This is a genomic window from Nostoc sp., assembly GCF_036917515.1.
Taxonomy (GTDB): Bacteria; Cyanobacteriota; Cyanobacteriia; order Cyanobacteriales; family Nostocaceae; genus Nostoc.
In genome coordinates this window covers 1-6,903 of sequence record NZ_JBALDE010000162.1, presented here as the reverse complement: position 1 = coordinate 6,903, position 6,903 = coordinate 1, and the positions used below count along the sequence as shown (strand labels likewise).

The window sequence follows — 6,903 nt, the reverse complement described above, 5'->3', positions numbered from 1 at the left end:
CTTATACAATAGATACTCATGTTATTGGTGATTTTAACACTGGTAATATAAAACATAAACTTTTGGTGGGGTTTGACTTATTTAGACAAACCCGAAGAACTAGTGTACTTAGAACAGCTGCCGCCCCTCTTGATGTCTTTAACCCAGTGTATGGTCAACCACTAGGTGATACTCTTGGAGGAGTTGATGTCTTCTTTAGAGATGATGCTTTAGGCTTTTATCTTCAAGACCAAGTGACACTTGCCAATAACCTCAAACTACTTGTGGGTGGACGTTATGATTTAGTAGAGAATGAGTTTGCTAATCGGATTACTTCAACGGCGAGTGTCCAGTCTGATTCTGCCTTTAGTCCAAGGGTAGGCATAGTTTATCAACCCATAGCGCCTGTCTCACTCTACGCCAGCTACAGCCGCTCTTTTGAACAAATAACGGGTGCAGGTCGAGATGACAGCCTTTTTAAACCACAGCGGGGTACTCAGTATGAAGTGGGCGTTAAGACTGATTTATTTGATAACAAACTCTCGGCAACACTTGCTTTATATCAACTGACACTAACTAACATTTTGACTTCCGATCCTATCGATTCCAATTTTGATGTACAAACAGGAGAACAAAGAAGTCGGGGAGTAGAACTGAGTGTTACGGGAGAAATTCTTCCTGGTTGGAATGTAATTGGCTTTTACGGTTATACAGACGCACGCTTTACCAAAGACAACAACATTCCAGTCGGGAATCGAGTATCTGGAGCACCAGAGCATGTCGCTAGTTTGTGGACAACTTACACCTTTCTTACTGGTTCTCTCAAAGGTTTTGGAGGTGGAATTGGCTTTAACTACGTTGGAGATAATAAGCCAGATAATTTGAATACATACACGATCCCAAGCTACTTTCTTACTGATGCAGCTTTGTACTATCGTCAGAATAACTTTAGCGTTGGACTCAACTTGAATAACATATTTAATGTTCGATATTATGAAGCAAGCTTTGACTATCTCCAAAGAATTATTCCTGGTCGTCCGTATACAGCACAGTTGACAGTGAAGTGGGAATTTTAATGAGAACAACTCATTGGTTAGCCAAGTGTTTTGTCCGATGCCTGCCCGTTTTAGGATTGCTTGCTGTGGTAGTGTGGCTAAACGGTTGTTTGTTTTTTAATTACCCAAAAGTTAGCCATGACAAGAATCTTTCTTCTTTAAGTCAGGTTCGAGTAGTTCAGCACTTAATGGGTAAGACAATAGTTCCTGCTCATCCTCAACGAGTAGTTGTGCTTAGTGGTAGTTGTTTAGAAAATGCTTTGGCGTTGGGGATCAAACCTATAGCTGCCTCAAAGTCATTTGTCTCACAATTGCAACGGTTAGTAGGCCCGCTATCAGGTATTGAAGATGTAGATTGGCTCTCTCCTAGTATCGAAAAAGTCTTGTTTCTCAAACCAGACCTAATTCTTGGTATGCATTTTCATCAAGATATTTATCCACTGTTATCACACATTGCACCCACTGTTTTGGCTCCTCCTGGAGCCAGTGGAGCTTGGAAAGAATCTTTTGCTTTCACAGCCAGTGTTCTGGGTAAAACTAAAATAGCCCAGCAGGTAATGGATAATTATTATGCACGTTTGACACAGTTTAAAGCAAAAATGGGCGATCGCCTGAATACAACTTTAGTCTCAGTTACCGAATTGCGTACTGATGCACTTTGGCTGTGGGCGAAGGCAAGTTTTTCAGGAGTTATTCTTAAAGATGCGGGTGTTGCACGTCCTTACTCTCAAACTTTGGATAGTCAAGCAACCCTGAGTCTAGGGGGTGGTCCTGCTGCCTATGCTTTATCAAATGAACTTTTGAGGGAGTTAGATGGGGATATTTTATTTCTAGTATCAGAAGACACACTGGGCAAAAGGGATTTACACCCAATACTTGAGCAACTGAAAGCAGAACCGTTGTGGTCAAAGTTGAAAGTTGTCCAACAGGAAAAAGTTCATGAGGTGGGGTTTTATTGGGTTCAGTTTGGCCCCCTTGCAGCCAATCGGATGATAGACGATTTGGAGCGATATTTAGTTAAACAGCAATAAACTATTTGAAAGGTTTTTTTGGAGGGATCATGTTGAACTTGAGTGCAATTAGTAATGCAACTATGCAAGAAATTCCTTATAAATGGATTGTATTTGAAAACTTGCTTGACACTTCAGTACAATCTGAACTAGCAAACAGTTTTCCGACTACAAACTATAAAGAATATCATGCTAGAGACTTTGAGCCAGATGGATACCCAGAATATACATATAATGACTACAGGTTTTTTGCACGCTGCATTCTCGATGAAAGTAAGTACAAAGGTCTACAAGATATCAAGGATCTGAGTCTTAGTTGGCAAAAATTGATTGAACAACTTCTCACTCCTGATTATCGAGAGGCAATGGAGCATCTTACTAATTTGGATTTGAAAAACCATTCACTAACAATTTATTTAACACGACATGATTTAGGATTCTGGAACCGTCCTCATACAGATATCCCCCGTAAACATGTAACTCAACTTTTCTATTTAAATGAAGGATGGAACCCAGAGTGGGGAGGGTATTTCCGAGTTCTCAAAGATAATCAGACTACATCTGTAGTTAAAGAAGTTCCACCCTTGCCACAATATTCAGTTGCTATTGTACGTTGCGATCGCTCTTGGCACATGGTTTCACCTATTTCCTTGAATGCAACTCAACACCGTTTGCATCTAGCGACTACCTTTTGGCTGCCAGAGTCTTAAGCCGTTGGATTATCAAATTATTAAGAATATTTTGCCTATTTGAATGGAAAGTCAGAAAAAAGATATATACAACAGATAAATAAAAGCGAATCCAGACTGATAATTTACTGGCGAATCACTACTGACCCAAATAATTTACCAAAAAATCAGACATCGTATGTAAAAACAGATTGAAAAAGTGACATTGATTTTGTTTCATATTCAAACTCGTCGCTAACTGTATCTAGAACAGTCAATCTTGATTCAGTCACAAAATCATCGTCCCAATCAATTGATTCTGTTTCGTTAGACCTCTTGCACAAATGCAAAATTCGCCCTCATCCCCCAACCTCTTCTCCCAAAATTGGGAGAAGGAGAGTTAATTTCAAAGTCCCTCTCCCAAAATTGGAAGAGGGATTTAAGGTAAGGGCTTTTGATTCATGCAAGAAGTCTGTTATCAAGTATCAATCCTATGTCTAAACCCAAGGTGCATATCTACTCATTTCGAGCTATTCTGTAGCAATTATGACATCTGATGCTTTAATTACAGCGATCGCTTGTTTTCCCTCTTGAAGTTGGAGATGCTCTACCGACTCCTTGGTAATAATTGCAGTTACTTCCACCCCAGGCACAATTTCTAATATGACTTCAGAGTTGACTGATCCTGGGTGAATTTTCTTAATAGTTCCTTTAAAGGAATTACGAGCGCTAATTTCCATATTTTGATACTCCCTACGTTAAAAGATAATTCTAAACTGAGTAATACTAACAACTATCAGATTATTAGATTATCTTCATTTAGTGGGATGCTATCTTCTGCCTTACAGAATAACTTAGATATCAGACTGGTATTAGAATATCGTGAAAAACTCGATAGTAAAATAGTCAAAGGGACAGTCAAAACTTGGCGGAGCATTCATTAAAAACTGTTTTTGGTGATGCAGCTACTCAGTTCTCTAGGTGCGTTCTGATAATTTTTGGCACATCGTAGATTTAGTAATTTGTCAAGTAGTTGAATACTGACTAACTGCACTGGTTACTTTTGTGAGAACTTAATATAACTTTTTTTACAAGATTGGAATGCTCTCTATCAAACCCTGATTCTTGCATCTAAATGAAAATATCAAAGCTTAGTTTTAAACGAGCAAGAAGGCGTAATGTTTACAATCGAAAGCCACTTGGTCTACTTGACCAAGTGGTTTAGGAATTCTCCGTTATCGGCGTCTTTAATCAGAAGGCTTTTCAGAAATATTTTGGTTTCAAAGGAGAAGGAGGAGCAGATAATATGAGGATATTTGTCACATTACTAACGTAACGACCTCCAGCTTTGTCACCTGGAACTACTAAACGAGCAAATCCTTCATCTGTTAAAGGCACGACTTTACCATCACTACCTTTTTTTGCAAATGCAATTAGCACTGTTTTCCCTTCAAAGTTAGGTTGAATTTCACCAATAGCTACGACTGCACCATAGCAATCTGTGGCGTCAACTAGAACATATTGTCTCAGAAGAGAGTTTTTACTATTCACCCCAGAATTCCCAGGTTTGAGACCACCTCCGGCTTTAGGATTATTAATCAATTCCCATAGGGGAACTCCATAGTATGTTTCTGTTCGTGGCCCTGAACCGGTTTGAAAGCTTACAGTAATTTCAGTAACTAATGCTGGATTTTGTTTTTTTAAAGTATCTCGCAAATTTCTCAGGTTTTGCAAGTTATAGGTGGTTGGATTATTGAGTTCTCCAGCCAAGCGAAAACTTTGTGAAGAACCTCCAGGACACTTATTTTTATCCCAGAGAGAAGGTGTTTTTTCTTCTTGACCCCAGGGAAGATCGCTCCTGGAGTCAGCTAAAGTAGGCTGCCATAAAACCAGTAGTGATAGTATTAAAGACGCAATGGGTATCTGGCGGGTAAAACGCATAAAATCCTTCTCCGTTTCCTATTGAATATTGAAAAAATTAGATAGTTTTGCTCAAAGCTTTTCGCTCACTAAAAATTAGTATCGTTCTCACCAGAACTGAGCAAGTTGACAAGAAATTTTGTTAGAAAAAAATAAAACCTTCAAATCATTTAACTTTCAACTCCTTACCAGACAATACAAAATAGCTAGTTTTCAATATAAATTATTAAAAACTAATGAATTTCAAGACAAAGTTATCCGCAAATCTCAGAATAGGTTTGCGTTTTTCAAAATAGATAAGTGTATCTATGTATGTACTGAAAATAATACCAACTTATTGAGTAAATTACCATATTATTTGGTAATTAAACGCTAACAAAATTAATTTTTATTTCTTTTTAAAATAGTGAAGCTTAATATTGTATACAAATTTGCTATAGTTATTTGCTTTATAAATAGGTTATTATCAAGTTAATAAAATGTTTATAAGTGAGATTTACCTGTAAATTAGAAAACTGTCCGATTTGTAGAGAAGGGTTGTAGTTGTGCCGACAGTATAAGTTGGATCAAAACTATCCGCGTAAATAAACATACTATTTCAAATGGCGCAAGAGCTTGGAATACAATTATGCGTGACTTTTGACTTCCGCCTTGTGGTACTAAACTCGTAGTGTATGCAACCAATAGACTAAAGAAGTGGAACTATTTACAGGTGCGGTGAACAGAGCGATATAACCATCTATCGCTCTATTTCATCAACTACTTAAGAGCTTCGTAAAACCCCTGCTCTACTTCCGTTTTAAGTCTTGCGTAAACACTATTCTTTCTGGTTCAGCTCCTGCGTTTTCACAACTGCAATCTTAAGTATTCAAACTAAATTAAAAATGCACTATTGTGCCATCCTCATTTTGACTGCAATATCGCACGGTTTACCAAAGTACGGTGAACTTGTCACTAAAATACCTACACCAGTGCTAGCATAATCCTTTATATTTTCAGAGGTAATACCACCAGCCGCTGCTAGTTTTAAGTTTGGATACTGCTGCTTTAACTTCAAAACTAGAGGCTCAAGGTCTAGTAGGGTAATTTTATCAAACTGAATTAAATCTACACCTGCTTGAGCAGCCATCCAAGCATCTTTTGGTGTATCTACTTCAACGCAAATATGTTGTTCTGGAAACTGTCGTCGCAGTTCATTCATGCGCTCAATTAGCCCAACTATACCTCCTAGGAATATCAGGTGTTGGTTAAAGATCAGAACTGTTTCAGATAATCCTAAGCGATGAAAAAAACCCCCACCAGCTAGAACTGCTTTGATGGAAAGCGCTCTAGTACCTGGAAAACATTTACGAGTAGTCACAATAGAAATAGACTGATTTACTGTTTTAGCAGTATCTACTAATACTCTTGTACGCGAAGCAATACCGGAGGCGTATTCCATCAAATTTAATGCAACTCTCCAGCCACTGTGCAAAGCTTGAGCAGTGCCACTAGCTTGAAGAATTAATTGCTTTTCCTGGCAGGCCGTACCACTTTCGACTTGATAATGAACTTCGGCACCACAATATTTTAATACTCTGGCTGCTTCTTCAGTAGCGCAAATGGTCATCGGATGACGGGTAGAAAACTCGATTTCACCAGGTTGCTTGCCAATGCCAAGTCCGTAGGTTGTCAAATCTAGGTAGGGAACATCTTCCTGAATTAACCTAGCGATCGCCTCATCTGAGAAGAAAACACTCATTTTAGTTTTATGCTCGGCTGACAAATAAATAGCTTAATCAAGATTCACACTAAACCTAATCTCATTCAGTTGTAGGAATTGTAATAATTACTACTATTATCCAAAATAGTTGGTAACAACATAACTTTGTTAAGAAAAAATATATACCTGAGTCGTCATAATTAGTTAAATGCTGAAATTGGAAACTGTTGACTTATAATATTAAGTTTGAATTTAGCAATCATAGAGATAAGTGTAAAGATAGACAATGCTAAATTTAGATGCCATTTATCGTACAACAATGCAATCAGTTCCATACAGTTATGCTGTAATAGAGAATTTGTTGCCCAAAGCAGCTAGCTTGGAACTTGCTGCCAGCTTTCCCCAAGAACAGTTTCGCTTATCAATAGGGGAAGGATATGGATACCTTTGGAGTGAGATGCTTGCTAGTAATGAAGATATAGCAGTTCCTGCTTGAGTGCAATACAGTATGGGATGATGGAGTATATCAACGTCTAAGTGCCTGTAGAATGAAACCTTACTCCTGTGAT

7 protein-coding genes are annotated in these 6,903 nt (G+C 38.1%); 4 read left to right on the top strand and 3 right to left on the bottom strand.

The genetic code is table 11. From position 1 onward, the window contains the following. The 3 genes from V7K89_RS21265 to V7K89_RS21255 all read left to right on the top strand — a co-directional run. Positions 1-1,055: TonB-dependent siderophore receptor (locus V7K89_RS21265; protein ID WP_335190617.1), on the top strand; the 1,055-nt coding region annotated here is incomplete at its 5' end. Further along, a complete protein-coding gene (locus V7K89_RS21260; protein ID WP_335190615.1) occupies positions 1,055-2,065 on the top strand; it encodes an iron-siderophore ABC transporter substrate-binding protein in 1,011 nt (336 codons plus the stop codon). The genes V7K89_RS21265 and V7K89_RS21260, both read left to right, overlap by 1 nt. Positions 2,066-2,094: 29 nt before the next feature. Beyond that, the gene (locus tag V7K89_RS21255; protein ID WP_335190613.1) at positions 2,095-2,754 is read left to right on the top strand and encodes a 2OG-Fe(II) oxygenase; all 660 of its coding nucleotides are present in this window, start codon (positions 2,095-2,097) and stop codon (positions 2,752-2,754) included. Positions 2,755-3,242: 488 nt separating this feature from the next. On the opposite strand, the gene V7K89_RS21250 is transcribed toward V7K89_RS21255, so the two are convergent. The 3 genes from V7K89_RS21250 to modD form a co-directional block, all read right to left on the bottom strand. Then, complete coding sequence (locus V7K89_RS21250) at positions 3,243-3,452, bottom strand: TOBE domain-containing protein (protein ID WP_335190611.1); 210 nt, start codon at positions 3,450-3,452, stop codon at positions 3,243-3,245. A gap of 523 nt (positions 3,453-3,975) precedes the next feature. Beyond that, positions 3,976-4,653, bottom strand: a complete 678-nt coding sequence (locus V7K89_RS21245) for a hypothetical protein (protein ID WP_335190609.1) — start codon at positions 4,651-4,653, stop codon at positions 3,976-3,978. A gap of 868 nt (positions 4,654-5,521) precedes the next feature. After that, positions 5,522-6,373, bottom strand: a complete 852-nt coding sequence (modD, locus tag V7K89_RS21240) for a ModD protein (RefSeq protein WP_335190607.1) — start codon at positions 6,371-6,373, stop codon at positions 5,522-5,524. A gap of 247 nt (positions 6,374-6,620) precedes the next feature. Between modD and V7K89_RS21235 the strand changes: the two genes are divergently transcribed. Then, entirely contained in the window at positions 6,621-6,830 is a 210-nt protein-coding gene (locus tag V7K89_RS21235; protein ID WP_335190605.1) for a hypothetical protein, read from the top strand. Positions 6,831-6,903: the final 73 nt, after the last annotated feature.